This window comes from Pseudomonas sp. NPDC087598, from assembly GCF_044743525.1.
In the GTDB taxonomy this organism is placed as follows: Bacteria; Pseudomonadota; Gammaproteobacteria; order Pseudomonadales; family Pseudomonadaceae; genus Aquipseudomonas.
This window is the reverse complement of record NZ_JBIUWQ010000047.1, coordinates 22,035-48,800: the sequence shown is the minus strand read 5'-3', so window position 1 is coordinate 48,800 and position 26,766 is coordinate 22,035. Positions and strand designations below refer to the sequence as shown.

General features: G+C 51.8%; 28 protein-coding genes. 19 read left to right on the top strand and 9 right to left on the bottom strand.

The features are described 5' to 3' along the window. The 12 genes from ACIOWE_RS22350 to ACIOWE_RS22295 all read left to right on the top strand — a co-directional run. A partial coding sequence (locus ACIOWE_RS22350; protein WP_401395943.1) for a S1 RNA-binding domain-containing protein occupies window positions 1-574 on the top strand: 574 nt, incomplete at its 5' end. A 214-nt stretch (window positions 575-788) separates the two neighbouring features. Beyond that, window positions 789-1,067: a hypothetical protein gene (locus tag ACIOWE_RS22345; protein ID WP_401395940.1), complete on the top strand. Its 279-nt coding sequence runs from the start codon at window positions 789-791 to the stop codon at window positions 1,065-1,067. A gap of 153 nt (window positions 1,068-1,220) precedes the next feature. Next, window positions 1,221-1,517: an integration host factor subunit beta gene (gene ihfB, locus ACIOWE_RS22340; protein ID WP_003189779.1), complete on the top strand. Its 297-nt coding sequence runs from the start codon at window positions 1,221-1,223 to the stop codon at window positions 1,515-1,517. A 27-nt stretch (window positions 1,518-1,544) separates the two neighbouring features. Further along, window positions 1,545-1,784, top strand: a complete 240-nt coding sequence (locus ACIOWE_RS22335) for a lipopolysaccharide assembly protein LapA domain-containing protein (RefSeq protein WP_401395937.1) — start codon at window positions 1,545-1,547, stop codon at window positions 1,782-1,784. 225 nt (window positions 1,785-2,009) lie between these two features. Then, entirely contained in the window at window positions 2,010-3,086 is a 1,077-nt protein-coding gene (gene rfbB, locus ACIOWE_RS22330) for a dTDP-glucose 4,6-dehydratase (protein ID WP_401395934.1), read from the top strand. Next, window positions 3,083-3,979 (top strand): dTDP-4-dehydrorhamnose reductase, encoded by an 897-nt coding sequence (gene rfbD / locus ACIOWE_RS22325; RefSeq protein WP_401395931.1) that lies wholly within the window; start codon window positions 3,083-3,085, stop codon window positions 3,977-3,979. Before rfbB ends, rfbD begins: the two co-directional genes overlap by 4 nt. Then, window positions 3,976-4,866: a glucose-1-phosphate thymidylyltransferase RfbA gene (gene rfbA / locus ACIOWE_RS22320; protein ID WP_201232344.1), complete on the top strand. Its 891-nt coding sequence runs from the start codon at window positions 3,976-3,978 to the stop codon at window positions 4,864-4,866. The genes rfbD and rfbA overlap by 4 nt, the downstream gene beginning before the upstream one ends. A 51-nt stretch (window positions 4,867-4,917) precedes the next feature. Beyond that, the gene (locus tag ACIOWE_RS22315; protein WP_401395927.1) at window positions 4,918-5,841 is read left to right on the top strand and encodes a glycosyltransferase; all 924 of its coding nucleotides are present in this window, start codon (window positions 4,918-4,920) and stop codon (window positions 5,839-5,841) included. Next, window positions 5,838-6,806 (top strand): UDP-glucose 4-epimerase family protein, encoded by a 969-nt coding sequence (locus tag ACIOWE_RS22310; RefSeq protein WP_401395924.1) that lies wholly within the window; start codon window positions 5,838-5,840, stop codon window positions 6,804-6,806. The genes ACIOWE_RS22315 and ACIOWE_RS22310 overlap by 4 nt, the downstream gene beginning before the upstream one ends. A 109-nt stretch (window positions 6,807-6,915) precedes the next feature. Then, entirely contained in the window at window positions 6,916-8,148 is a 1,233-nt protein-coding gene (locus ACIOWE_RS22305; protein WP_401395921.1) for a hypothetical protein, read from the top strand. Next, on the top strand, window positions 8,148-9,500 hold the full coding sequence (locus ACIOWE_RS22300) for a glycosyltransferase family 4 protein (protein WP_401395918.1): 1,353 nt from the start codon (window positions 8,148-8,150) through the stop codon (window positions 9,498-9,500). The genes ACIOWE_RS22305 and ACIOWE_RS22300 overlap by 1 nt, the downstream gene beginning before the upstream one ends. A 35-nt stretch (window positions 9,501-9,535) precedes the next feature. Continuing rightward, window positions 9,536-10,459, top strand: a complete 924-nt coding sequence (locus ACIOWE_RS22295; protein WP_401395916.1) for a glycosyltransferase family 2 protein — start codon at window positions 9,536-9,538, stop codon at window positions 10,457-10,459. Window positions 10,460-10,488: 29 nt separating this feature from the next. On the opposite strand, the gene ACIOWE_RS22290 is transcribed toward ACIOWE_RS22295, so the two are convergent. Genes ACIOWE_RS22290 through ACIOWE_RS22265 form a run of 6 tightly spaced genes read right to left on the bottom strand, consistent with a single transcriptional unit; the run spans window position 10,489 to window position 15,703 of the window. Next, on the bottom strand, window positions 10,489-11,220 hold the full coding sequence (locus tag ACIOWE_RS22290; RefSeq protein ID WP_401395913.1) for a metallophosphoesterase family protein: 732 nt from the start codon (window positions 11,218-11,220) through the stop codon (window positions 10,489-10,491). Window position 11,221: 1 nt separating this feature from the next. Further along, entirely contained in the window at window positions 11,222-12,202 is a 981-nt protein-coding gene (locus ACIOWE_RS22285; protein ID WP_401395910.1) for an ATP-grasp domain-containing protein, read from the bottom strand. Between the two features lie 13 nt (window positions 12,203-12,215). Then, window positions 12,216-13,031 (bottom strand): NAD-dependent epimerase/dehydratase family protein, encoded by an 816-nt coding sequence (locus ACIOWE_RS22280; RefSeq protein ID WP_401395907.1) that lies wholly within the window; start codon window positions 13,029-13,031, stop codon window positions 12,216-12,218. Window positions 13,032-13,033: 2 nt separating this feature from the next. Then, the gene (locus tag ACIOWE_RS22275) at window positions 13,034-14,173 is read right to left on the bottom strand and encodes a DegT/DnrJ/EryC1/StrS family aminotransferase (RefSeq protein ID WP_401395904.1); all 1,140 of its coding nucleotides are present in this window, start codon (window positions 14,171-14,173) and stop codon (window positions 13,034-13,036) included. 1 nt (window position 14,174) lies between these two features. Then, window positions 14,175-14,918, bottom strand: a complete 744-nt coding sequence (locus tag ACIOWE_RS22270) for an ABC transporter ATP-binding protein (protein WP_201232334.1) — start codon at window positions 14,916-14,918, stop codon at window positions 14,175-14,177. 5 nt (window positions 14,919-14,923) lie between these two features. Further along, window positions 14,924-15,703 carry an ABC transporter permease gene (locus ACIOWE_RS22265; protein ID WP_401395901.1) on the bottom strand — a complete coding sequence of 260 codons (780 nt, stop codon included), beginning with the start codon at window positions 15,701-15,703 and terminating at the stop codon, window positions 14,924-14,926. Window positions 15,704-16,335: 632 nt separating this feature from the next. Here ACIOWE_RS22265 and ACIOWE_RS22260 point away from each other — a divergent pair. The 5 genes from ACIOWE_RS22260 (at window position 16,336) to fabF (ending at window position 22,193) form a co-directional block, all read left to right on the top strand. Then, window positions 16,336-17,361 (top strand): glycosyltransferase family 4 protein, encoded by a 1,026-nt coding sequence (locus ACIOWE_RS22260; protein WP_401395898.1) that lies wholly within the window; start codon window positions 16,336-16,338, stop codon window positions 17,359-17,361. An 85-nt stretch (window positions 17,362-17,446) separates the two neighbouring features. Continuing rightward, window positions 17,447-19,441, top strand: a complete 1,995-nt coding sequence (locus ACIOWE_RS22255) for a polysaccharide biosynthesis protein (RefSeq protein ID WP_401395895.1) — start codon at window positions 17,447-17,449, stop codon at window positions 19,439-19,441. A 110-nt stretch (window positions 19,442-19,551) separates the two neighbouring features. Next, entirely contained in the window at window positions 19,552-19,887 is a 336-nt protein-coding gene (locus ACIOWE_RS22250) for a ComEA family DNA-binding protein (protein WP_401395892.1), read from the top strand. A gap of 205 nt (window positions 19,888-20,092) precedes the next feature. Continuing rightward, on the top strand, window positions 20,093-20,887 hold the full coding sequence (locus ACIOWE_RS22245; RefSeq protein ID WP_401395889.1) for an SDR family NAD(P)-dependent oxidoreductase: 795 nt from the start codon (window positions 20,093-20,095) through the stop codon (window positions 20,885-20,887). 31 nt (window positions 20,888-20,918) lie between these two features. Then, window positions 20,919-22,193 carry a beta-ketoacyl-ACP synthase II gene (gene fabF / locus ACIOWE_RS22240; RefSeq protein WP_401395886.1) on the top strand — a complete coding sequence of 425 codons (1,275 nt, stop codon included), beginning with the start codon at window positions 20,919-20,921 and terminating at the stop codon, window positions 22,191-22,193. On the opposite strand, the gene ACIOWE_RS22235 is transcribed toward fabF, so the two are convergent. The 3 genes from ACIOWE_RS22235 to eat form a co-directional block, all read right to left on the bottom strand. Next, window positions 22,190-22,747, bottom strand: coding sequence for a TetR/AcrR family transcriptional regulator (locus ACIOWE_RS22235; protein ID WP_401395883.1), 558 nt, complete (start codon window positions 22,745-22,747; stop codon window positions 22,190-22,192). The two genes, fabF and ACIOWE_RS22235, sit on opposite strands and share 4 nt — an antisense overlap. A gap of 137 nt (window positions 22,748-22,884) precedes the next feature. Beyond that, window positions 22,885-23,052, bottom strand: a complete 168-nt coding sequence (locus tag ACIOWE_RS22230; protein ID WP_080896048.1) for a DUF2897 family protein — start codon at window positions 23,050-23,052, stop codon at window positions 22,885-22,887. 129 nt (window positions 23,053-23,181) lie between these two features. Continuing rightward, window positions 23,182-24,546, bottom strand: a complete 1,365-nt coding sequence (gene eat, locus ACIOWE_RS22225) for an ethanolamine permease (protein ID WP_401395880.1) — start codon at window positions 24,544-24,546, stop codon at window positions 23,182-23,184. 424 nt (window positions 24,547-24,970) lie between these two features. Here eat and kdpF point away from each other — a divergent pair, with 424 nt between their 5' ends. Next, complete coding sequence (gene kdpF, locus ACIOWE_RS22220; protein WP_007899818.1) at window positions 24,971-25,060, top strand: K(+)-transporting ATPase subunit F; 90 nt, start codon at window positions 24,971-24,973, stop codon at window positions 25,058-25,060. Window positions 25,061-25,068: 8 nt separating this feature from the next. Continuing rightward, entirely contained in the window at window positions 25,069-26,763 is a 1,695-nt protein-coding gene (gene kdpA, locus ACIOWE_RS22215) for a potassium-transporting ATPase subunit KdpA (protein ID WP_166224492.1), read from the top strand. The last annotated feature ends 3 nt before the right edge of the window (window positions 26,764-26,766 follow it).

Here is a 26,766-nt window from a genome sequence, read left to right as displayed (position 1 = left end):
GCTGAACGAGCTCGCCGCCCCCGGGATGATCATTGGTCTGGTGGGCGGCATCGACGGTCTGGTTCACCTGTCCGACATCTCCTGGAACGAAGTTGGCGAAGAAGCTGTTCGTCGTTTCAAGAAGGGCGACGAGCTGGACACCGTTATCCTGTCGGTTGACCCAGAGCGCGAGCGTATCTCCCTGGGTATCAAGCAACTGGAAAGCGATCCGTTCTCCGAGTACGTCTCGGTTAACGACAAAGGCGCAATCGTTACTGGCACCGTGAAAGAAGTTGACGCCAAAGGCGCCATCATCGTTCTGGCCGACGATATCGAAGCGACTCTGAAAGCCTCCGAAATCAGCCGTGACCGCGTTGAAGACGCGCGCAACGTTCTGAAAGAAGGCCAGGAAGTAGAAGCCAAGATCATCAGCGTTGATCGTAAGAGCCGCGTAATTCAGCTGTCGATCAAATCGAAAGACGATGCTGAAGAGAAAGAAGCTATCCAGAGCCTGAAAACTGCTCCGGAAGGCGAAGCTGCTGACACCACCATGGCTGGCCTGCTGCGCCAGGCAATGGCGGCCAAACAGAACTAAGTTCTGTTTGAAGCTGAAAAAGGGCGACTTCGGTCGCCCTTTTTTGTGCCTGCGATTTGCCGAGATGTGAGGTTTATTTCTGCGAATCGGTTGGTGTGTGAAACCAATTCATTTCCGGGGTGGTCTGTTTCTTTAATCGGATCAATCGCCTATTCACGACTAAGCTGGATCTTAAGTGTGAGGTAGTCGGGCTTTGCCTGGCATAAGGAAGTGAATGAACAAGTTTATCGTCCTCTTGGCTGTAGTGGTTTTGGCTGGCTGTACCACCAGTGCCAAGACCCATGCGGTGCGTGGCGTCAGTGGTATAGAGATCGATTGTTCGGGGTTGGGTTCCGGTTGGGATAAATGCCAGAAGCGCGCTGCCAAGGAGTGCAAGGGTGCTGGTTACAAAGTGGTGACGCGATCGGATGAGGCCAAGGATGAGGATGAGTTTCCCTTTGGCTTCAATCCGGCAGGCTACGTGACGCGAACCATGCTGGTGATGTGCCGTTGAGTGTGAGCTCATCCTGTGTGGTGACTTGATGCCCTCAAAATGGGCGTTTCGACGCCGAGGAAGATATGTCAATCCCTGGGCTGTTCAAAATCTTCCGGGCGTGCTAAAACCTTTCAAGCGCTGATCTAGCTGCTTGAAAAAGAAGGGAAAAATATGACGAAGTCGGAGTTGATCGAACGAATTGTCACCCATCAAGGGCTGCTCTCATCCAAGGATGTGGAGCTGGCCATCAAGACCATGCTTGAACAAATGTCCCAGTGTCTGGCCACGGGGGATCGTATCGAGATCCGCGGGTTTGGCAGCTTCTCCTTGCACTACCGCGCGCCGCGCGTCGGGCGCAATCCTAAGACCGGTCAGTCTGTCAGTCTTGACGGTAAATTCGTTCCGCATTTCAAGCCGGGTAAAGAGCTGCGTGACCGGGTGAATGAGGAAGAGGAGGAGGGGGTTTGACAGTCGCTATCATTCAGGGAGCTATTTATGCGTAATCTCAAACGCATGCTTCTTGGCGTTTTTATTCTTTTACTGGTGCTGGTGATTCTGGCGTTTGTGCTCGAGAATCAGCAATCGGTATCGTTATTATTTCTGGGTTTGTCTGCTCCGCAGTTGCCGCTTTCACTTGTTGTGGTTTTGACGTTGCTCATCGGTATGCTGATTGGGCCGGTGCTTGGCTGGTTTCTGGGGCGTTCGTCCCGAGCGGTACGCAAGCGCCTCGTCTGAACGCAACAGGTGCGGGGCATCTGTCGAATTGCGTCTCTGGCCGTTTATATCCATTAGTAAAAGGTTCGTTAAGCTGTAAAATGCAACCCTTGTTCGACAATGCATATGCAGCATGTCGATTTAGACTGACTCCGATGGAACCCATCATGTCTGATGGCTTCTGCATTCATGGATTAGACTGCGCTCTTTGATGGCGCTGTCCGCAGCTCAAGGGTATGGTTTAGCGTGAAAATTCTAGTTACCGGCGGCGCCGGGTTTATCGGCTCGGCAGTCATCCGTCACATCATCTCCAATACAACCGACTCTGTCGTTAACGTCGATAAGCTGACTTACGCCGGTAACCTGGAGTCCTTGGCTGAAGTCAGCCAGAGTTCGCGCTATGTTTTCGAGCGCGTTGATATCTGTGACCGTGATCAAGTCGACCGTGTTCTGCGTGAGCATCAGCCGGATGCGATCATGCACCTTGCCGCTGAATCTCACGTCGATCGCTCTATTTCTGGCCCTTCAGAATTCGTCCAGACCAACATTATCGGCACGTACAACTTGCTGGAAGCTGCGCGCTACTACTGGTCGGCGCTGGAGGATGTACGTAAAGCCGGCTTCCGCTTTCACCACATTTCGACCGATGAGGTTTACGGTGACCTGGAAGGGCCAGAAGATCTCTTCACGGAAACCACTCCGTATCAACCAAGTTCGCCTTATTCAGCCAGTAAAGCCAGTTCCGATCACTTGGTCCGTGCCTGGGCTCGCACCTATGGCTTGCCAACCCTGGTAACCAACTGCTCTAACAACTACGGCCCATGCCATTTTCCTGAGAAGCTGATTCCTTTGATCATTCTCAATGCTCTGGAAGGCAAGGCGCTCCCAGTTTACGGCAAAGGCAATCAGGTACGTGACTGGCTCTATGTGGAGGACCACGCCCGTGCGTTGTACAAAGTCGTCACTGAAGGTGTGATCGGCGAGACCTACAATATTGGTGGTCACAATGAAAAACAAAACATCGAAGTCGTGAATACTCTCTGTGCGTTACTCGATGAATTGCGTCCGGATTCAATGTACCGTCCACACGCCAGTCTGATTACCTACGTGCAGGATCGTCCTGGCCATGATCAGCGCTATGCAATCGACGCGAGCAAGATTCAGCGCGAACTCGATTGGACCCCTGAGGAAACCTTTGAGACCGGTATTCGCAAGACGGTCGAGTGGTACCTGAATAACACTGAGTGGGTTGAGCACGTGAAGAGTGGCAGCTACCAGCAGTGGATTGATCAGAATTACAGCGATCGCTCTAAGAAAACATGAAAGTTCTTTTACTGGGAAAAAACGGTCAGGTGGGTTGGGAGCTTCAGCGCTCCCTGGCGCCGCTGGGCGAGCTGATTGCTCTTGGTCGAGGTGTTTCAGAGGGAGGTCTTAAGGGGGATTTAACAGATCTTGGTGCACTTCGCGCAACTATTCGTCATGTCAAACCTGATGTGATTGTGAATGCGGCTGCTTACAACGGAGTAGATAAAGCGGAATCCGACAGCGATCTGGCTTTCCTGGTAAATGCTCAGGCGAGCAAGGTGATGGCTGAAGAGGCGAAATCGTTGGATGCCCTGCTGGTCCATTACTCTACAGATTACGTGTTCAGTGGTCAGGGTGTAAGCCCGTGGCGAGAGGGTGACAGTGCCGTACCTGTGAATCAGTATGGGCTCAGCAAGCTTGAGGGTGAGCGAGCTATTATTGCTTCTGGTTGTAGGCATCTGATTTTTCGGACAAGTTGGGTCTACTCGACTTGGGGGAACAACTTTGCAAAAACCATGCTAAGGCTTGCCAGGGAACGAGAGAGTCTCAGTGTGATTTTTGATCAGGTTGGGGCCCCTACGGGAAGTGACTTGATTGCGGATGTGACCGCGCATGCCATTCTGCAGGTGCAAAAGTCGCCGCAATTATGTGGTATTTATCATTTGGTTGCGGCTGGTGAAGTTTCATGGCACGGCTATGCTTCTCATGTCATTGAGTTTGCGAGAAATCGCGGCGAAACAGTGATGGTGAAAACGGTAGAGCCTATCGAGTCAAGTGCTTATCCAACACCAGCCCGCCGACCTTTGAATTCGCGTTTGAATACAGCAAAGCTCCGAAATAATTTTTCCTTGCACTTGCCGGATTGGCAGAGTGGCGTAAATAGAATGCTTATGGAAGTCTTTAACAAATGATCAATATCAATCGTAAGGGAATTATCTTGGCTGGCGGTTCGGGAACGCGCTTGCATCCGCTTACTCTGGGTGTGTCCAAGCAAATGTTGCCTATCTACGACAAGCCAATGATTTTTTATCCGCTTTCGGTACTGATGCTCGCTGGTATGAGAGAGATATTGATCATCTCGACTCCAGAGGACTTGCCTAATTTTCGTAAGCTGCTCGGTGATGGAAGTCGATACGGCATCGAGTTGACCTATGCTGAACAGCCTTCCCCGGATGGCTTGGCCCAAGCATTCATTATTGGTGAAGAGTTTATTGGCAAGGATCCATGCTGCTTGATCTTGGGCGACAATATTTTCTACGGTCAGCACTTCTCGGATAATTTACGATCCGCGAGCAGTCAGAAGCATGGTGCGACAGTCTTTGGTTATCATGTGTCAGATCCGGAACGATTTGGCGTCGTTGAGTTTGACGCTTCGGGTTGCGCATTGAGTATCGAAGAGAAGCCGCTTAAGCCGAAGTCCAGCTACGCAGTGACGGGGTTGTATTTTTACGACAATCAGGTTGTTGAGATTGCCAAAAGCATAAAGCCTTCTGAGCGCGGTGAACTGGAGATCACGGATGTCAATCGGGCTTATCTTGAGAAGAAGGCCCTGAGCGTCGAAATGCTGGGGCGGGGCTTTGCCTGGCTGGATACTGGTACCCATGACTCGCTACTGGAGGCTAGTCATTTTGTTCATACCATAGAACATCGTCAGGGATTGAAGGTTGCTTGTTTGGAAGAAATCGCCTTTAACAACGGTTGGATCACGGATGAGCAGTTGGCTGAGCAAGCTGAAGCATTGAAGAAGACTGGCTATGGCCAGTATCTGAAAAAGTTGCTGGAATCGAACTCTCTCTAACTAAAATATTGGATTTCAATTAAACGCTCGATCCGTGCAAGCAGGAATGGCATGCCAGTAAAATATCCGAAAGTTGCAGTATTACTGGCAGCCTATAATGGAATGCGTTGGATCGAGGAGCAGCTTGAATCTATCCTGCGTCAGTCAGGGGTCGATTTAACTGTTTACATAAGTATTGACCCTTCTAATGACGGTACCAAGGGCTGGTGTTCGGCATTATCTGCGAAGTACCCACAGGTAAAGTTACTTCCTGATGCTGGTCCATTTGGTGGCGCCGCAAGAAATTTCTTTCGTTTGATCCGCGACGTTGCGCTTGATGATTACGAGTTCGTTGCGTTTTCAGATCAGGACGACGTCTGGCATTCTGACAAGCTACGACGATCGATCGACGTATTGAGAGGTCGTGGCGTCGACGCCTACTCAAGTAATGTCACAGCATTTTGGCCTAATGGGAAGAAAATGTTGCTGGATAAGGCGCAAGATCAGGTGGCTTGGGACTTCCTCTTCGAGGCGGCGGGACCTGGGTGTACCTACGTTTTTAGCGAGAGGCTGTTCACCGCGCTGAAGGCTAAGATGCTTGAAAAATGGGTAGGCCTGCAGAGTGTTAGCCTGCATGATTGGTTTTTTTACGCGTTTGCGCGTAGCCATGGCTATTCATGGTATATCGATCCCGTACCTACAATGAGCTATCGTCAGCACGATAATAACCAGGTAGGCGCAAATACTGGCGTTGATCAACTGTTTGCTCGCTTAAAAAAAATTCGGTCTGGTTGGTGGTTCAGTCAAGTGCGTCTTATCACCGAGTTGGTCGGGCTGGAATGCCATCCTTTTGTTCGTAAATGGCTTCTTTTACGGCGCCCCCATCTTTTGATACTTTCTCTTTCTGCCTGGCAGTGCAGGCGACGTTTACGGGATAAGTTTTACTTCTTTTTTGTTTGCTTTATTACTGCGGTTATCGGAACGGGTCTCAAATGACGGCTCAGAAAGTTTTGGTTACTGGTGCGACGGGATTCGTAGGTGAGGCTCTGGTCTTCCGTCTGCTGTTGGGAAAAAGATTTGTACCTGTCGCAGCAACACGCTCTGTCACACGATGTCAGGGCTTATGTCCTGTTACGAACTTCAACTTGAGCGGGCCTTTATTACTGCCTGAGTTGCATGGTGCGAGTGTTGTCGTCCATACGGCAGCACGAGTCCACGTTATGAAGGAAGCTGCTTCTGATGCTTTGGCCGAGTACAGAAAAGCTAATGTGGCGGGAACGCTAGAGCTAGCAAGGCATGCCGCCAAATCGGGGGTAAAGCGTTTCATCTTCCTCAGCACGATCAAGGTTAATGGTGAGGCGACTGTGAAGGGGCGGCCGTTCAAGGCCGATGACGTGCCAAGCCCTATTGATCCGTATGCAATTTCGAAGTTCGAGGCTGAAGAAGGTTTGAAGAAATTAGCCGCTGAGACGGATATGGAGGTTGTCATCATCCGTCCACCGCTGATTTATGGGCCGGGAGTCAAGGCGAATTTTCTGAGCATTTTGCAATGGCTTGCTCGAGGTGTCCCATTACCATTTGGCTCGATTTATAACCAGCGAAGCCTGGTTTCGATCGAAAATCTTCTGGATTTGATCATTACTTGCATCGACCATCCAGCCGCCGCTAACCAGACATTTTTGGTATCTGACGGTGCAGATTTGTCTACGACTCAGTTGCTCAGATACCTGGCCGGCGCACTGGGTGTAAAAGCGCGACTGGTTGCGATTCCCGAATGGTTGATTTTACTGGCAGGTACTATGCTTAGAAAGCAGAGTGTTGCCAGTCGTATCTGTAGTTCGCTTCAAGTCGATATAGCCAAGAATCGTGAAATACTGAACTGGACACCTGTAATGAATGTTGGGACGTCGATGCGACGTACTGCGGAGTTTTTCATGATCAATCACGTCAAAGCGTTGTAGGTTGTGAGGTCACGCATGAAGATGATTGGTCATTTGACCTGTTACACAATAAGCGGTGCAGGCTAAATAGCCTGCTCTGTAGATAAATCTCTAATGTTATGGACCGTTTATGTCTATCAAGGCGATAAATTTTTGGATTGAGGGTGATATTTCCACTACGCGAATCATTTCCCGCTTTCTGGGCGATATGGTGGGCACTGAAAACTGTCATACAAGACAGTTGGGGTCCATTAATTGGCGAGCTCTGGTAAATGGCTTAAATATATTTTGTCGTTCTTGTGATCCAAGATATGTGTGGGTGCCTGATTATCTTAAAAAAAATGGCGTGCCTTATATCTACTATCTGGACGATAATTTTTGGAAAATTACAGGTACTTCTGAACTCGCGCGTTACTATCAGTCTGCAGATGTAGTGGCATCCCTGGATGCCTTTGTTCAAGGTGCAGAGTTTATAATTACTCATAGTCCAATGCTGGCTGATTTTATTACTCGGAGATTTCCCGCGGTAAAGTGTGAGTTGCTACCTGTACCTTTTGATGTCGATCTTATTGAAAGTATAGAGGCGCCCGCGTTTGAGCCATCCGTAGGACCAGCAGTTGGTTATGCTGGAGGCTATAAAAAAGAAGAATTTGAATTGCTCGAAGATGTTGTCGCCCAAATGGGCAAAGATCGGCCGGATGTTCGTTTTGAGTTTATTGGGGGGGTATCCGATAAATTACGGGAAATGAATAATGTTCAGTGGTTCCCGGGTTCGTCAGACTACGCTACATTTTTGGAATTAAAAGTTTCTAGAGGCTGGACGGTTGGCTTGGCGCCATTGATGGAGAGCGTATTCAATGCCTCCAAGACCAATAATAAATTCAGAGAGTATGGGGGATGTAAGATCCCTGCTGTTTACAGTAATACCAACCCATTTATAGGCAGTGTCCAACACGAGATTTCTGGCTTGTTGGTGGCAAATAAGCCAGGTGATTGGGTGGCAGCGATTAAAAAGCTTATAGATAACAAATTCTTACATGAAAAAATTTCACATGAGGCTTTCAAGTTTGTGAAGGCTACATATTCTCATGAAGCAATTATTCCTGCCTGGCGTGAATCTTTTGAGGGGCTGGTTTCCAGTATGCCTTACGATTCGGCCACTGCGTTTCGTTTTTATTATGTAAAACAATATTATGTGCATAACTTTTATCATGCGAAGAAGTCGTTGGCCACTGCCCCCGTGGTACCGATGCTGGTGATGATTTTTTTCAGAAAATTTAAGTCGCTACTACGTAGACTTAATGTGAGAAGGTTTTTTATGCTGTTTGTGTTGATTGCCGTTTTCTCTATATATAAAAGCTAATGAGTGTGTTAAAGAAAAGTGTATTAATCGTCTGTAATGATGTGGTCGGGTCGAAAATGGCCGGGCCGGCTATCAGGTGCGTAGAGTTAGCTAAGGCTCTTTCTGAAAGCTTACACGTAAAGCTCTGCGCTCCGGAGATTGATTTTAATGTCGATCTTCCTTTTGAACGATATGTTTTTGCGGACCCTAAATTTCAGCGTGATGCTCAGACGGTTGATATAGTAATTTTTCAGGGGGACGCACTTAGGGCGAATCCATTTCTGAAAAAAATACCGGGTATTCTTGTTGCCGATCTCTATTGCCCTGTCCCCTTGGAATATCATCAGGCTTCAAGCAAAGACGATATTGCTATCAGGGGATACACAAGTAATTTTCTTTCTGAAGTTCTTCATGAACAGCTCGTTTTTGCTGATCATTTCTTGTGTGCAAGTGAAAAGCAGCGAGACTTTTGGCTTGGGGCGCTGACCGTAGCGGGTCGAATAAATGCGCATCGTTGGCCTATCGCTAGTCATGCAAATTTGTCTGACCTCATTTCATTGCTACCGTTCGGATTGGCCATTGAGCGTCCTGTAGCAACCCGCCCAGCGATTCGTGAGGCGTTCAATATTCCTGATGATGATGTCGTACTTGTGTGGGGAGGGGGACTGTATCAGTGGTTTGACCCGCTGACGCCCATTAGGGCAATTCACCAATTGGCTCTAAAAGGTACGCGCGTCCATTTGGTATTTATCGGAGTAAAACATCCTAATCCTGGAATAGCCCAGCCCGATATGTGTACTCAAGCCGTTGAGTTGGCGACGCGACTTGGTGTAAATGGAGACTTGGTACATTTCAATTTTGGATGGGTAGATTACAGCGATCGCCATAATTTTCTGTTGGATGCCGATGCCGGTATTAGCGCTCACTATAATAATCCTGAAACTCGTTTTTCTTTTCGCACGCGAATGCTGGATTATATTTGGTGCGGATTGCCGATTATCGCAACCAAGGGTGATGTTTTTGGCGATTCCCTTCTAGCTGAAGGTATGGGTATTGCGGTTGATTATGAGGATGTAGAAGGCTGGGTTTCTGCCATTGAGGTAATTAGCAGGGATCGTATGGTAAGGCAGGCGTATAGCGCACAAGTTATTCGTAATTCGGCAAGTTATCGTTGGGATATTTTGGTCGAACCCTTGATAGAGCGTTTTCATAAGATGACAGTTTCACCGGATCGAGTTCTTGTCCGCAAGCGTTATGCCAGCAAAGGATCTCCTCTGAGTTTCTGGCTGCGTCTACGTAGACTTTATGCATCCGGAGGAATTCGCTCGGTGTTCGCAGTTTTCATCAGAAAGATTTCCAAGCGCCTGCGCTGATTTTTAAAGCAATTGAGCATTTTTTTGAGTAATTTATGAGTATTCCAGAATTGCCGGTTTGTGCTGTAATAATTACTTATCATCCAGATTACGATCATCTGGCAACCCTGCTTTCTGTGTTGGCTGAGCAGGCAGATAATATTGTCATAGTGGATAATGCGACTCCTGGTGCAGCGGGTTTGTTCAGTGAGTTTAAGGCGTCAGTGAAAAACCTTGATGTTATTGTTTTGGATGACAACTATGGTATTGGCCACGCTCAGAACGTAGGCATTGAATTTGCTGGAAAAAAGAAAAGTAAGTATGTCGCCTTGTTTGATCAGGACAGCTGCCCTGAGCATGGCATGATCGATAAGCTGCTACGGACCGCTGCGCAACTGGAGGGGCAGGGTGTGCGCTTGGGAGCGGTTGCACCATGCTATAAGGATACACAGGCAGGTGTTCTATCAAGTTTTGTACGGGTGGGGCTGTTTGGCTTCAGTCGTACGCACTACATCCAGGGGCAGGGTCCCATCGAGGCCGATTTTCTGATTTCATCTGGATCCGTCATTCCATTGTCTGTTTTGGATGATGTCGGAGGGGTGGATGCCAGTCTGTTTATTGATCACGTCGATACCGAGTGGTGTTTTCGTGCAACTTCTCAGGGGTATAAACTGTTTGGTGTAGCGGATGCGGTGATGCTCCACTCATTGGGTGATCATAGAGTCAGATTCTGGTTCTTGAGATGGAGAACGGTCCCGTACCATTCACCGTTTCGCTATTACTATATGTTTAGAAACAGTGTGTTGCTTCAGCGTCGAGCCTACATGCCTTTCAAGTGGAAACTTGCTGATATTGCTCGTTGCTTGAGAGCTCTTGTTTTTTTTGGTCTTTTTTCAGAGTCTCGAATGGCCTGCGTCAAAATGATGATTCGGGGCGTAAGGGATGGGATTTCTGGAGTAACAGGAAAGCTAAAGAGCTGAAAGTTTGATGATAAGCGTATTTCAGAGAATTACGATGTCCGCGAAAGTATCTCAATCATGGCATCCTGAATACAGTGGTCTCGTAGCTTTTTCTGATAGCTCTCAATATCATATTTTGCTCTAAAAAACTCCACTTTTTTCACGGCAGGATTGAAAGCGGCATAGCAAGCTCCCGGGATCCGATCTCGAGCTTGGCCAACGGAACCTGGATTGATAATGATGCCCGAATCCAGTGCTCTCTGCATGGGATGGTGAGTGTGTCCCAGCACAAGATATTCAGTTTGGTCAGGCCAGGAAAATTCGATATCGGTATTCTTGTATATGTACTCTTCGGCGTTATTGGGGCTTCCGTGGGCGATTTTTAAACGACAGATCGTTTGCGGCCCGTCATCGGGGTTTAACGTGAATGTGACATCAATAGCATCCGGAAGTGACGCGACCCATTCAAGGTTTTCAAGATGAAGGGCGTCTCTGGTCTGTTGAATTCGATACTTGGACTCCCGGCTCTGCGGATACTCCAGCTCCCCAAGTACATACTTGTCGTGGTTTCCCTTTATGCAATGTACTTTGCGTTCTATCAGCAATCTGCATACTTCATTTGGCTCTGTGTAGTAACCTAACAGGTCGCCGGCGCACAAAATGTCTGCTCCGGCCGGTATCGAGTTCAATACAGCTACAAGTGCGGGCAGGTTTGCGTGCACGTCTGCAATGATGAATACAGGCGTTTTGCGAACAGGCAGGGGGAGCTGGAGGCATTTCATTTTATTTAAAATACAACTCTTCGTAGTAACGGAGGAAGCGTCCGGATTTTGCGATGTTCCAGTGTTCAAATGGCTGTTGCATCACGACGTTGTAAACGAATGCCGCGCATGAGTTGTAGCCGTAGTGGGCCTTGGAGGCCTCTGTGGAGCTAAGTCGGCCATTGATTTCGAACAGTACAGGGCCGGACTCGGTCATGATCAATTGCACGTTGAAATGTCCGAAATCCAGTCCCTCTTTAATTAGCGACTGGCCGATCTGAGTCAGGTACTCGGAAATTTGATCATTGACGACTATTTCGCCGTAAGAAGTGGCACCGTCAGGAGTAAGCGTGCGTTTGAAGACAATGTGGTTTATTTCTTTAGTATAGCGGTCGACATAGCAGCCGCACGTGTACTCGTCGCCCGTGAGCATTTCTTGTACGAGGAAGGCCTCAGACTTGATGTTTTCTTCCGACACAAGCTTTTTAGCGTCGCTCAGGTTATTTGCTTTATAAATGCTGCGAGATGAAGAACTGTGGTTTGGTTTGATAATAACCGGGCCTGCAATGCTGGCGGATTCCAGATAGTCAGTCAGCTCACTTGTCTGAGGAACTCGGACGCCATGTCGGCTCAAGACTTCGGAAGTCACGACCTTGTCCATGCAAATGCCGGCAATTTTCGAGGAAAGTGTAGCAGCCTTCAGTGTTTCATCTCGAAATAGTGCAACAGCCGAGAGCTCGTGCTGCGTTCCAGAGAAAACGATATCGATGTCATGATCTTTGACGTACTGGCGCAGGTGTGAGTGGTACTCTGTGGCCGCTGCCAGTGGGAAGATAGGGGTTCTTACTACTTGGGCGGATGGCAGGGCGAAAAAGCGACCTGCACCCAGCTCATCGCTGTTGGCGAAATGAATATTCAAAGGGGCACCAAAATCATGGTAGGCCAAAGCTTTATAAATGCTTTGCCCCATCACTGAGCCTGCGCCGGTAATCAAGATGTTCATGAGTTTCTATAACCTATAAATTAATTTCTTCGACATAGTCAGTGAGCGCCTCTTGAAAAGAGCTCCATTTCGGGGTGTAGCCGCTCAGGAACGAAGTCTGCATGGTTCTTATATCGAAATGAGAGCGGTCATTTTCAATGCTTTTGAAAGTGACATCGAGCTTGGAGTGCTCAGCGACTTTCGTCACAATTTCGAGAATGCTCGCTGAGTCCGAATACCCAACGTTCAATGCTCTCTTTGCAGTAGCAAGGTCAAATCCTTCAACGGCAATCCATTTTAGAAACAAAACCAATTCAGTGGCATGAATATAGCTTCGTCTCTTTGAGCCTGCTCCGAAGAGTGACAGACTGTTATTTGTACGGATGCTTTGTTCTATGGCTCTGAAGAAGTTTCCGTGCTTTTGCCCTACACCAAAGACATCTGCTATTCGAATTGATACGAAGGGGGTTTTGATGCAGTCATCAAAGAGCTTTTCGGCGAAAATTTTAGCGGCTGAGTAATAGTCGTTACACCTCAGGTTGTCCGAGGTCTTGCAGTTCAGCGCAAAAGGATAAACATTGTTGGTTGAGGCAAATATCAAACCGCGATGCTTTTCGTTGACTTGCTCCAATACGTGAGTATCGATCAGCATATTCTCAGCGAGCGCTTCTCGGCTGTTCTGCATGTTTGCCGCAAGGTGGATTATTACTGCGCCTGCAGGTACACAACTGAAATCAGTATCTAAAAAGTCAGAGGCGTCAAAAACCTCCAGTAGTTTTAGACCCAAATAACCAGTTGCCCCGGTTACCGCAACGCGGAAGAGAGGGGAGTACTTGCAGCGCAGATTCATAATCAGTTCCCTATGCGTACGACGGTTTTCAGCTTCTCAGCGATAAACTGCACATCCTGTTGGGTCACGCCCATATGCATTGGTAGCGAAATCAGTTCTTTATTGATTTCGTGGGCAACAGGGCAGGTGCCCGCGCCAGATGCATAAAGTTTATATTCAGTGTTGTCGCGGTAGTGAACGCCTGGGTGAATCTCGTACTCGTTAAGAGCCATCAGGACTTCATCTCGCTTGTCTACGCGGACTTGGAACAGGTGGCGGGAAGATTCGCACCCAGGCGCAATCTGGACTGCGCGGATGAGTTCATCACCTGCCAAAGCTTCTTCGTACCATTTGGCCAGTTGACGACGGTAGGCGTTGTCGCGATCAAGATACTTCAGCGATACCAGGCCGATTGCCGCCATGACGGAGTTGCCGTGGTATTTGAAACCCAGCTCCTCAACGTCATACATCCATTTGTAGGCGCCTTGGCTCACAGTGCGGGCGAAGGTGTCCTTGTTAATCCCCAACCAGCAAAGCTTGCGGGCGCGTGCGTCATCCTCTGCATCTGCGAAGCAGATCATTCCGGAGTCGGCGGTAGCAAGGTTTTTGACAGCCTGGAAACTGAATACAGTTACGTCTGCATCGTGTCCGACGTGCTTGCCATCTACACGTGTGCCGGCCATGTGGGCGGCATCCAGAACGACCTTGATCCCGCGATCTTTACACAGCTTGAGCACTTTAGCGTATTGACCGATGTTACCGCCAATGCCTACGAAAATAAGGGCTTTGGTTTTGTCGGTAATCTTGCGCTCCACATCCACTGGGTCGAGGCAAAGATATTCATCGACGTCAGCAAAAACCGGGGTCAGTTCAGCCTGAACAATCGCATGGTTGGTGGAGACGAAGGTCAGTGGAGTCGTAATGACTTCGGCGTCATCTCCCCAGCCGTACTTTGTCTTCATCATGTGGAATGCCAAGTGCAGGCCCACAGTGTTTGAACTGAGGAAGTGTGCGTGTGGCAGACCGGTGTAAGCTTTCCAGGATTCCTCAAACTCGACAGTCTTGAAACCCAGGCCAGTCCAGCCCTTTTCAAGGCACTCACGGATGCCCTCAAGGCATTCATCTACTCTGAAGTTAGGAACAAAAAGTTGAACGGCCATCATATCACCCCGCGTGTTTGCTTAAATATTTGTTTATAACTACTTCTGGAAGGCCGTCTTCGACAATGCTGCCATGGTCAATCCAGATGACTCTGTTGCATAGTTTTTTCAATAGATCCGGCTGGTGGGAAACAAACACCATGATGCTGGAACTGTCAATAAATTCATGCATTCGCAACAAAGCCTTATCGATAAACTCTGCGTCGCCACCGGCAAACAGTTCATCAAGAATAAGGATATCCGGATGGACGGCTGTGGCAATCGCAAACGCCAAACGCATGTACATACCGGTCGAATAGTACTTGACCGGCGTGTCGATAAACTCTGCGAGCCCAGTAAACTCGATGATTTCGGGCTCGATTTTCTTCAGCATGGATGTGCTGTAGCCCAGAATCGCGCCGTTTAGGTAGATGTTGTCCCTACCGCTCAACTCCACGTTGAAGCCTGCTCCAATTTCTAGCAGGGGAGCAATTCGACCATTGACAGTCACGCTACCTTCGGTCGGATGATAGATCCCGCATATCGCTTTAAGCAACGTGCTCTTGCCTGCGCCGTTGTGGCCTACGATGCCGATTCTATCTCCGTGAGTGATCTCCAGGTTGAGATCCTTAAGGGCGCGGAACTCCGTGTACTTTACTTTTCCGCGGCGTTTCAGCAGGCCGGCAAAAAATTCTTTTAACGACTGACCTTTGTCGTGATACAGACGGAAGTTCAGATTTAGGTTTTTTATCGAGATATTTGAATTCATATCGATCACAACTTGAATACTATGAATCGATCATGTTTTTTGAATGTGTAAACACCAAAAGCCATGCTGAGAAGTGCGAGTGCGATTACTTTTGCGTAGACATCGATTGATGCGATATTGCCTTCGTAAATCGGTAGTCGGAAAATTTCGACAAATAGCGTCAACGGGTTTAGAGCGAATATCCACTTGTACGCTTCGGGCACAAAGGTTAATGGGTATATGATCGGGGTCAGGTAATAAAGAGCCTGGAGAATCACGCCGACGATATTAGGCAGGTCTCGGAATGAAACGGTAGCAATGCTCAATGCTAGTGTCAGACCCACGGCAAAACAGAACAGGAGCAGGAAGTTTATAGGCAGAATAAACAGCGAGGCGGTAAACGGGGCGCCAATGGCAAGTGCGATAATAAACAGGCAGAGGGTGCTGAATATTGCGTCTACCAGCAGGCTGACGGATATGGAAATTACAAAAACTTGCTTGGGGATATGTATTTTCTTTATAAGGGATTCGTTGTTTAACAACGCTTGCATCCCTTGTCCAATACAGTTGGAGAACAACGTGAATGGAACCAGGCCGGAGAACAGAAAAATTGCAAATGTTTTAAGAGGCCATCGCATGATCATCGAAAAAACGACGGACGTTACTATCATGGTGAGCAGCGGATTCAGCAATGTCCAGAAAAATCCGAGCGCGGTTCGTCTGTAACGAATGGTCAGTTGTTGCCAAATTAGTTGCTTTAGCACTAATTTGTATTGGAATAACTCTTTAAAAAAAGCAATGAACACAATATTTTATCCGAGGCTCGAAGGCCAAATTGCTTATTCCTCACAGGGCGCCGTCCGTTGAGGGAGGGCGACCATCCGTTTGTTGCCTGATTAGCAGGGATCCGATTTATTCGTTTTGGTTTAGGTTCAAAGTAGGTTCACCCGAACTGGCTAATATTTGTATAGCAAGGCTGGCGTTGAGCCAGCTTAGAGTAGTATCAGCTTGGCTGTGTCTGATTGGGTATCAATGTTGAAACACTCGCCAGGATTTTTACCTTGGCTGCCAAGAAACCGTGGAAGCATACCAGCATGCGACTGTCTTATGAAGCTGCAACGGAACACCGCTTGGAGTCACCCAGCGTGGCAGCGTAGCTTCACCCGAGAGAGTTAAAGCAACGGTATTTATCGAGTGATAACTCACCCTTGAGCGACGACTCACTGCCCACATTTGAACCAAGAAGGTAGGTATGTCGCAGTAATTTCGCTACGCATGACCTGCCACAGCACGAAGGTAAAGGTCATAATATGATTGCCCTGTCGAGGATGACTGCCGTGATCACCGGGGTAAATCAATTCTGCCTTGCGTGACAGGTCAATTATCGACCCGGCAATCAAGGGCGTTAATGGCAGCTATATCTGGAGTCTGTCCAAGCATGAGTTTCTGGTGGTTTCTTGCAGCAGTGGCTGCGTCTTTCACTATGACTGCAGTTATCCGCCGATATGCGATAACGCGTAGCTTGCTGGATATTCCCAATGCCAGAAGTTCTCATACCCTGCCCACACCTAGAGGCGGCGGCTTGGCGATAGTAGTGGTTTTTCTGATTGCGATAGGTGTGATGAGTTTGCAATCAGCGATTTCCCTGCCGGTTTTATGCGCATTATTGGGCGCGGGCGGTCTGGTGGCTATCATCGGTTTTATGGATGATCATGGCCATATTGCGGCTAGGTGGCGACTTTTCGCACACTTTGTCGCGGCTATTTGGGTTGTGTTCTGGCTGGGTGGCTTGCCGCAAATGGTTATCTTTGGCCACGCAGTAAATTTTGCATGGGCCGGAAGTGTTCTCGCTGCTGTTTATCTGGTCTGGATGCTGAATCTGTACAATTTCATGGATGGCATTGACGGCATTGCCAGTGTCCAGGCGATTTGCGCTTGCCTTGGGTGCAGTCTCCTGTATTGCCTTGGCGAACTGCCACATTTGATGTGGGTGCCTTTGATGCTTGCGTTTTCGGTCATCGGTTTTTTATTCTGGAATTTCCCTCCGGCCAGGATTTTCATGGGCGATGCGGGTAGTGGCTTTATCGGGATCGTTCTCGGGGGGCTTTCGCTGCAGGCCGCGCATGCAGATCAACGATGGTTTTGGGTATGGCTTATCCTGTTAGGGGTTTTCATCGTTGATGCCACCTTCACATTGCTCAGGCGTCTCATGCGCGGCGATAAGGTCTACGAGGCTCATCGGAGTCATGCCTATCAATACGCTTCTCGTCGTTATGGTAGGCATCTTCCGGTCACACTGGGGGTGCTGTTCATCAATGTATGCTGGCTTCTGCCTCTGGCTGCCTCTGTAATATACATGGACATCGATGGGGCCTCGGCGACACTGATCGCTTACATTCCTTTATTGGCAATCGCCATCAAGTACCATGCAGGTGCATCGGAGGCGCCGTTTCAGGGGGCTTGAGACCTGAGGCCTTCAGGTGGTGTGTGACCCGTTTTTCCAATGTTTTAAAGGTCGTTGCAAGGACAGAACCATTCGGTTGAGGTTTATGGACAAAATACGTGCGCTGTTACTGAGCTTGCCGAGAAGGCAAAAGCGGTTGATCCAAGTGACCACCGATATCGTGTTGGTCTGGGCAGCGCTTTGGCTGGCTTTTGTTGTCCGGCTAGGAATCGATGATGTTTTCAATCCGTTGAAGACGCACTTTTGGCTGTTCCTTACCGCTCCAGTCGTAGCGATCCCTCTTTTTATCCGTTTCGGTATGTATCGTGCAGTCATGCGGTATTTCGGCAATGACGCACTGATTGCGATCACCAAGGCCGTCAGCCTGTCCTCCCTGATCCTGGCGCTTGTCGTTTATTGGTACAGCAACCACCAGGCTGTCGTGCCTCGCTCGATCATATTCAATTACTGGTGGTTGAGCCTCGTCATTATCGGCGGTCTGCGCCTGTGTATGCGGCAGTACTTCATGGGCGATTGGTTTACCGCCGTTCAGCATGTTCCTTTTACCAATCGTGACGATGGTCTGACCAAGGTTGCGATCTACGGCGCTGGCGTCGCGGGTAATCAGCTCGTCGCTGCGTTGCGAATGGGCCGGGTATTGCGTCCGGTTGCATTTATCGACGACGACCCCGGTATTTCCGATCGTTCCATCTCTGGCCTCCAGGTGTACAAGCCCAAACATATCCAGCAAATGATCGACGAAACAGGCGCCCAGGAAATATTGCTGGCACTACCTTCCTCAACTCGTGCCCGTCGCCGGGAGATTCTCAATCTGCTGGAGGGCTTCCCGCTTCACGTGCGCAGTGTCCCGAATTTCACTGATCTGGCCAGCGGACGGGTCAAGGTCGAAGACATTCAGGAAGTAGATATTGCTGATTTGCTCGGTCGCGATTCCGTTCCCGCGCAACCAGAACTGCTTGAGCGCTGTATCACAGGCAAGACTGTGATGGTCACTGGTGCAGGAGGATCGATCGGTGCGGAGCTGTGCCGGCAAATTTTCGCGTTGGGTCCGACGACGCTCTTGTTGTTCGAGCACAGTGAATTCAATCTCTACAGCATCCTGTCGGAATTGGAGCAACGGAGCAGTCGGGAGTCAGTTGCAACCCGTTTGCTGCCGATACTGGGTTCAATTCGGCATCGGGACAAACTTCTGGATGTGATGAAGACTTGGGGTGTGGATACGGTGTACCACGCGGCAGCTTACAAGCACGTTCCAATGGTCGAGCACAACATTGCCGAAGGCGTGCTTAACAATGTGATTGGCACGCTCAATACTGCTCAGGCCGCGTTGCAGGCAGGCGTCTCCAGCTTCGTGTTGATCTCCACCGATAAGGCAGTACGCCCTACTAATGTCATGGGTAGCACCAAGCGATTTGCCGAGTTGATCCTGCAAGCACTAAGTCGTGAAATTGCCCCGGTCTTGTTTGGTGACAATGGCAAGGTATCCCGAGTCAATAAAACTCGTTTCACCATGGTGCGCTTTGGCAACGTGTTGGGATCTTCCGGCTCCGTTATTCCTTTGTTTCACAGTCAGATCAAATCGGGCGGTCCGCTGACGGTTACCCACCCGAAAATCACGCGTTACTTCATGACTATTCCAGAAGCCGCCCAGCTGGTAATTCAAGCCGGCTCAATGGGGCAGGGCGGTGATGTATTCGTGTTGGATATGGGAGAGCCAGTCAAGATCGTCGAGCTCGCGGAAAAAATGATTCACCTATCTGGGTTGAGCATTCGATCCGAGCGTAATCCCCAAGGGGATATATCCATCGAGTTCACCGGTTTGCGTCCTGGTGAAAAGCTCTACGAAGAGTTGCTGATCGGCGATAATGTGGCGGCCACACCGCATCCGATGATCATGACGGCCGATGAGGATCATCTGCCTTGGGAAGTATTAAAGGTCAGGTTATCCAATTTGTTGACGGCTGTTGAAGAGGATGATTATTCGAGGGTTCGCCAGTTGTTGCGTGAAACCGTCAGCGGCTACACCCCCGACGGCGAGATCGTTGACTGGATCTACCAGCAACGCCGTCTCGAACCCTGATTGTTTCACATCCTGTAACGCTCGCATTTTTGACATGCTCCATCCATGACCTACTTTTGAAGAGCAGCTTCGGAAAAGCTGCTTTCTCAAATGATGATGGAGCGTCACTTATGCGTACCGGTTACTTCTACTCTCTGATATTTGCTTTCCTGACCAGCGCGTCGATTGCAGCAATTGCGGCACCTGTCGCGCCCTCCGAACCAGAGAAGGCGCCGATGGTAAAGGACGCTGCGGCACCTTCTCAAAGTGCAAAAGTCGATCTCAATGGTGCCGACGCAGCAACGCTGCAAAAGGAACTGTCCGGGGTAGGCGAGGCCAAGGCCAAATCGATTGTTGCTTATCGTGAAACAAACGGGCCATTCGCATCGGTGGATGAGTTACTGGAAGTGAAGGGGATCGGCAAGGCGATCCTGGATCGCAATCGCGAGAAGCTGGAAGTCAACTAAGCTGATTGTTCAACGCCAAGGGGCCGGTCATTGACCGGCCTTTCTGTTTTCTGGTGGGCAATGCTCGTCGGATGAGAGGTAGAGCGTTTGTCGGGAAACTGTAAATTATGCCTATCATATTAGCTTAAGATTATGCCTATAATAATTTCCGGTGCCTTCGGTCAAAAGGAAGGCCATGTCCCTTATGCATGTCAGGAGCACGTTCATGAATTCTGTTCAGCCCAAAGGTACTGCTCTCGTCACTGGCGCATCTTCAGGTATCGGTGCGATCTACGCGCAACGATTGGCGGCTCGCGGTTTTGATTTGCTGTTGGTCGCTCGTGATCAGGAGCGTCTGGAAAGTGCAGCGAGCAAGTTGCGTGATGCCCATGGTATTCAGGTCGAGGTATTGAAGGCGGATCTGACGCAGAAAGACGATGTGCTGAAACTCCAGCAACGTCTGCGCAGCGACTCAAGTATCAGCTTGCTGGTGAACAACGCTGGTGTGGCAGCGAACGGCTTGCTGGCCAATTCAGACGCGGAACAACTGGAGCGTTTGATCCAGTTGAATGTCACTGCCGTCACGCTGTTGGCCTCTGCAGCCGCGGCGAGTTTCGCCAAGGCAGGTCGCGGCACGATCATCAATATCGCCTCGGTGGTCGCGCTGTTTCCGGAGCGCTTCAATGCGACTTACAGCGCCAGCAAAGCTTATGTGTTGAGCCTCACACAATCCTTGAATGCCGAGCTCGACGGCACTGGCGTCAAGGTGCAAGCGGTGTTGCCCGGTGTTACCCGTACGGAAATCTGGGAACGATCCGGGATCGACGCCAGCGGCATCCCGGCCGAAATGGTGATGGAAGCCAGCGAGATGGTCGATGCCGCACTGGCAGGTCTGGACCAGGGGGAGGTCGTTACTATCCCGTCCCTGCCGGATGCGGGTGAGTGGCATGCCTTTGTTGCTGCGCGGCACGTCATGGCCCCGAATCTGTCGCGTAGTTCGGCAGCCAGCCGTTACAAGTAAGTTTTCTGAATCGGTAAGAGGTACACGCGGTATGGATCAGCGTCGAATAGTCGTTACGGGCATGGGCCTGGTTTCACCCTTGGGCAGTGGTGTCGAAGTTGTCTGGCAGCGCCTGCTGGAAGGGCGTTCGGGGTTGCGCAATTTGCCTGAAGCTGTGGTCGCCGACTTGCCCACGAGTGTCGGCGGCAGGGTGCCAACCCTGGAAGAGGACGCCGAGGCCGGTTTCGATCCGGATCGTGCCACGCCACCCAAAGAGCAGAAGAAGATGGATCGCTTCATTCTATTTGCCATGGAGGCCGCCCGGCAGGCGCTGGAGCAGGCTGGGTGGCATCCGTCCGAAGAAAAAAGCCGGGAGCGCACCGCGACGATTATCGGCTCGGGTGTGGGCGGGTTCGGGGCGATTGCCGATGCGGTGCGTACTACTGACAGCCGAGGCCCGCGTCGTTTGTCGCCCTTTACCATTCCTTCCTTCCTGGTCAATCTGGCGGCCGGTCATGTGTCGATCCAGCATGGCCTCAAAGGGCCATTGGGCGCGCCGGTGACGGCGTGTGCCGCCGGGGTTCAGGCAATTGGCGACGCGGCGCGGCTGATTCGTGCAGGTGAAGCCGACATCGCGGTGTGTGGTGGAGCGGAAGCTTCGATCGATCGGGTCAGTCTTGCCGGCTTCGCGGCAGCTCGGGCACTGTCTAGCGGCTACAACGACACGCCGCAGCGCGCCTCGCGACCGTTCGACAGCGGTCGTGATGGCTTTGTCATGGGCGAGGGCGCGGGCCTGCTGGTGATCGAGTCTCTGGAACACGCCTTGGCGCGTGGAGCGAAACCCTTGGCGGAGCTGGTCGGTTACGGCACCACCGCCGATGCCTATCACCTGACAGCGGGCCCTGAAGACGGCAGCGGTGCACGGCGAGCAATGGAGTTGGCGCTGGCTCAGGCCGGTGTTTCGCCGGCTCAGGTGCAGCACCTTAATGCTCATGCCACTTCCACGCCCGTGGGTGATCTTGGCGAGTTGGCGGCGATCAAAAGCGTCTTCGGTGTGCAGAATAAAATCGCCGTGACCTCGACCAAATCCGCCACCGGTCATTTGCTTGGTGCTGCCGGCGGGCTTGAAGCGATTTTCACGTTATTGGCAATTCGTGATCAGAGGGTACCGCCGACTCTCAACTTTGATAATCCCGATCCTGCGAGCGAAGGTGTGGACATTGTCCATGGCCAGGCACGGGCGATGCCGATCGAATACGCACTGTCCAACGGCTTCGGTTTTGGCGGGGTGAACGCCAGCGTGCTGTTCAAGCGTTGGCAGGATTAGTCTTCCGACTGTTTGAGATGGTCGCGGGTGACGTCAAGAATGCGCTGCGCAAACCCGGCATCCGCGACACTGCGTGACAGCAGCAGAGCGCCGACCAGGGTCGACATGATGACGATGGCCCGGTCGGCACTATTGGCACCTTCGAGAGTGCTGTCGATTTGCTCCAGTCGCGCGTTGAGTACGGCGTCACTGGTCGGGCTGGGTTGTCCGCGCAGGCCCAGTTCCGAGGAGATGGTCAGAAGAGGGCAGCCTTCATGCGGGGAGGTCTGATGCCATTCGGAGAGGTAGGTGTCGATAAACACGTGCAGCGGATTTTCCTGCGCAAAGATTTCCGCGCACAGCCCATCAACCTGATCGCTTGCTTCTTGCAATGCCTTTTCAACCAACTCGTCCTTGGATTTGAAGTGCGAGTAGAAACCGCCATGGGTCAAACCCAGCGCCTTCATTAGTGGCTGCAGACCGGTTGCGCCGATGCCGTCCTTGCGAAATCGTGCCGAAGCTTCCTTGATGATGCGCTGATGGGTCTGGGCTTTGTGGTCTTGCGAGTAACGCATTTGGAACTCTCCGCAACAATGCCCCCATCTTAACCAAGGAAAATTAGATGGTGACTGTACTTCTACTTCTAAAAAACATGCAGGCAGGTCCGATCGGGTCTGAAAAAACAAACCCCGCCAATCAGGCGGGGTTTTTGTCAGCGGTCTTGCGCTTCTTTGGCGTCCGCTTCGGCATTGCGGGCGGCGACGCGCTTGCGTTCTTCATCGGTCAGTTCGACCTTGTTGGCGGTGTCTCGCAACATCATCAACCCGCCAACGATCGAGCCGATTGCAACGACCAGAATCAACCAGGCATACCAAGGCATAACGGCTCTCCTTAAGGGCAGATCGGTGGGCGAGGATTTCGCCGTGAACCGCTGCACAGAACTTTTGAGCGAATAGACTTCGCAGTGGTTCCATTCTAGGCCCGTTATGCCCGGTGCATGCGATCAATCCTACAGGCCGGTCAGCATCGCATCGGCCGGTGCATTGGCCCGTAGTTGACCGGTGAGCAGGAAGTAGACAAAGCCCACAGCCATGAATCCGAGAAAAATCAGCCCGATCAAGGCGTTGAACCACGCCATCGCCACCAGACACACCACCGCCAGCACCAGCGCAATCATCGGGATCAGCGGATAGCACGGCGCGCGGAATGTCCGTTCCAGGTTCGGTTCGGATTTACGCAGCTTGAACAAACTGAGCATGCTCATGATGTACATCACGATGGCGCCAAACACGGCCATGGTGATCATCGCCGCAGTGAGGGTCATCCCGCCGAGGTTGATCAGGCCATCGCTGTAGATCGCGGCGATGCCGATGATGCCGCCGACGATAATCGCCCGGTGCGGGGTCTGGAAGCGCGACAGTTTTGCCAGCGAGGCCGGCAGGTAACCGGCGCGGGCGAGTGCAAAAAACTGTCGCGAGTAACCCAGGATGATTCCGTGGAAGCTCGCCACCAGCCCGAACAGGCCGATCCAGACCAGCATGTGCAGCCAGCCGGAATTGTCGCCGACCACGGTTTTCATGGCCTGCGGCAGTGGGTCGTTGATGTTGGCCAAGGTGCGCCAGTCGCCAACGCCGCCAGCAAAAAACATCACGCCCATGGCCAGCAATACCAAGGTCAGGATGCCGCTGATGTACGCCTTGGGAATTGTGCGTTTTGGGTCCTTGGCTTCTTCGGCAGCCATGGCCGCGCCTTCGATGGCGAGGAAGAACCAGATGGCAAATGGAATCGCCGCAAACATCCCGGCAATCGCCGGCGCGCCGAACACATCCGAGCCCGCCCAGCCATTGAGGGCGAAGTTGCTGAAGCTGAAGGCCGGGGCGACGACCCCCATGAACACCACCAATTCAGCGACCGCCAGTACGCAAACGATGAGTTCGAACGTTGCCGCCAGTTTCACGCCAAGGATGTTCAAGCCCATGAACACGATGTAGGCGCCGACCGCCGCGTGTTTCGGGTCGAGCGCAGGGAATTGCACATTCAGGTAAGCGCCGATAGCCAGCGCAATGGCTGGCGGCGCGAAAACGAATTCGATCAGCGTCGCCAGCCCGGCGATCAATCCACCTTTCTCACCAAATGCTCGGCGACTGTAAGCGAACGGCCCGCCCGCGTGAGGAATCGCGGTGGTCAGTTCGGTGAAGCTGAAAATGAAGCAGGTGTACATGGTGGCGACCATGAACGAAGTCACCAGAAAGCCCAGCGTCCCGGCCACACCCCAGCCATAACTCCAGCCGAAATATTCCCCGGAAATCACCAGCCCGACCGCAATGCCCCACAGGTGCAATGTGCCAAGGGTGGGTTTGAGTTGTGTGTTCATGTGTTTGCTCCCTGAAGGTTTGGAAAGCTCGGGGGAGGTTGTGTGCAGTGGGCGTGCCATTCCGGAATATCAGGTCGTAATGCGCTGAAAGCTGTCGTATCGGGGATGTTCGCCGCCTAACCAGCACATTTCTGTGCGCCAGTTGAGTGCGATGTTGTCTGTGCTGCCGTCATCGCGGGCAAGCCCGCTCCCACAGGGTTTTGTGCTGACCGCAGAATTTGCTTTCACCGCAGAACCTGTGGGAGCCGGGCTTGCCCGCGATGAGGTCCGCCCCGTCGGCGCAAAACAGCGCTGTAACGAACGCATAAACCCACTCTTTACGCTTTCTTTATGCCCCGCCGCACCCCTCGGTCTCGTTCCTTTACAGCCTCCTTTCCGACAATGCCTGCACACACGGCAATACGCCGTAACACGGAGATCTTCCATGAGCGTTCTGGACGGGGTGTCCCTGCTGCTGGCAGTGGGGCTGTTCATTTATCTGTTGGTTGCGCTGTTGCGCGCGGACCGGAACTAGGAGCGGCTATGCACAGTTATGACTATTGGCTGATCCTCGCGTTTTTCGCGGTGGTCTTGCTGCCGGCGCCGTTCCTCGGGCGCTTTTACTACAAAGTGATGGAAGGTCAGCGCACCTGGCTGACGCCGATTCTCGGTCCGGTCGAGCGCGGCTGTTATCGCATTGCCGGGGTTGATCCGCAGGCTGAACAGAGCTGGCAGAAATACACGCTGGCGCTGCTGGCGTTCAACCTTGCCGGTTTTCTGCTGTTGTTTGCGATCCTGTTGTTCCAGGATCACTTGCCGCTCAACCCGCAAAACCTGCCGGGTCAGGAGTGGACACAAGCGTTCAACACCGCCGTCAGTTTCATGACCAACACCAACTGGCAGTCCTACAGCGGCGAAGCGACCCTCAGCTACCTGAGCCAGATGGTCGGCCTCACTGTGCAGAACTTCGTCAGCGCCGCGACTGGCCTGGCTGTGCTGGTTGCGCTGTGCCGTGGTATCGGTCGCAAGTCGACGAAAACCCTCGGCAACTTCTGGGTCGACATGACCCGTGCCACCCTCTACGGTTTGCTGCCGCTGTGCCTGTTGCTGGCGCTGTATCTGGTCTGGCAGGGCGTGCCGCAAACTTTCGCGCAATACGTCAATGCCGTGACGATGCAGGGCGTTGATCAAGTGATCCCGCTCGGTCCTGCGGCCAGCCAGATTGCGATCAAGCAACTGGGCACCAACGGTGGCGGCTTCTTCGGCGTCAACTCGGCGCACCCGTTCGAGAACCCGACCGCGTGGAGCAACCTGTTCGAAGTCGGCTCGATCATTCTGATCCCGGTGGCGCTGGTGTTCACCTTCGGCCATTACGTCAAGGACCTGCGTCAGAGCCGCGCGATTATCGCCTGCATGCTCGCGCTGTTCCTGATCGGCGGCGCAACCTCGCTGTGGGCCGAGTATCAACCGAATCCAACCCTGAACAACGCCGCTGTTGAACAGACCGCGCCACTGGAAGGCAAGGAAGCCCGCTTCGGCACCACCGCGACGGTGCTCTGGTCGGTGACCACCACAGCGGCGTCGAACGGCTCCGTCAACGGCATGCATGACAGCCTCAACCCGCTCAGCGGCATGGTCGCGCTGGTCAACATGATGGTCGGCGAAGTGATCTTCGGCGGCGTCGGTGCCGGGCTCTACGGCATGTTGCTCAACGTGCTGATCGCGGTGTTCCTCGCCGGCCTGATGATCGGCCGCACACCGGAATATCTCGGCAAGAAACTGCAGGCTCGGGAAGTACAACTGCTGGTCGTTACCTTGCTGGTGATGCCGGTTGGCGTGCTGGTGCTCGGCGCGATTGCCGCGACGTTGCCCGGCCCTGCGGCAACCATCAGCAACCCCGGCCCGCACGGTTTCAGCCAATTGCTCTACGCCTACACCTCGGCCAGTGCCAACAACGGTTCGGCGTTCGGCGGCCTGAGTGCGAATACACCGTTCCATAACCTGATGCTCGGTCTGGGCATGCTGATCGGGCGCTTCGGTTACATCCTCCCGGTGTTGGCACTGGCCGGTAGCCTGGCAATGAAGAAAACCGCACCGATCGGCCAGAACAGCTTCCCGACCCACGGCCCGCTGTTCGTAACCCTGTTGACCGTGACCATTTTGCTGGTGGGCGGCCTGACCTTTCTGCCGACCCTGGCGTTGGGCCCAATCGCTGAACATCTGAGCATGGGCTTCTAAGGA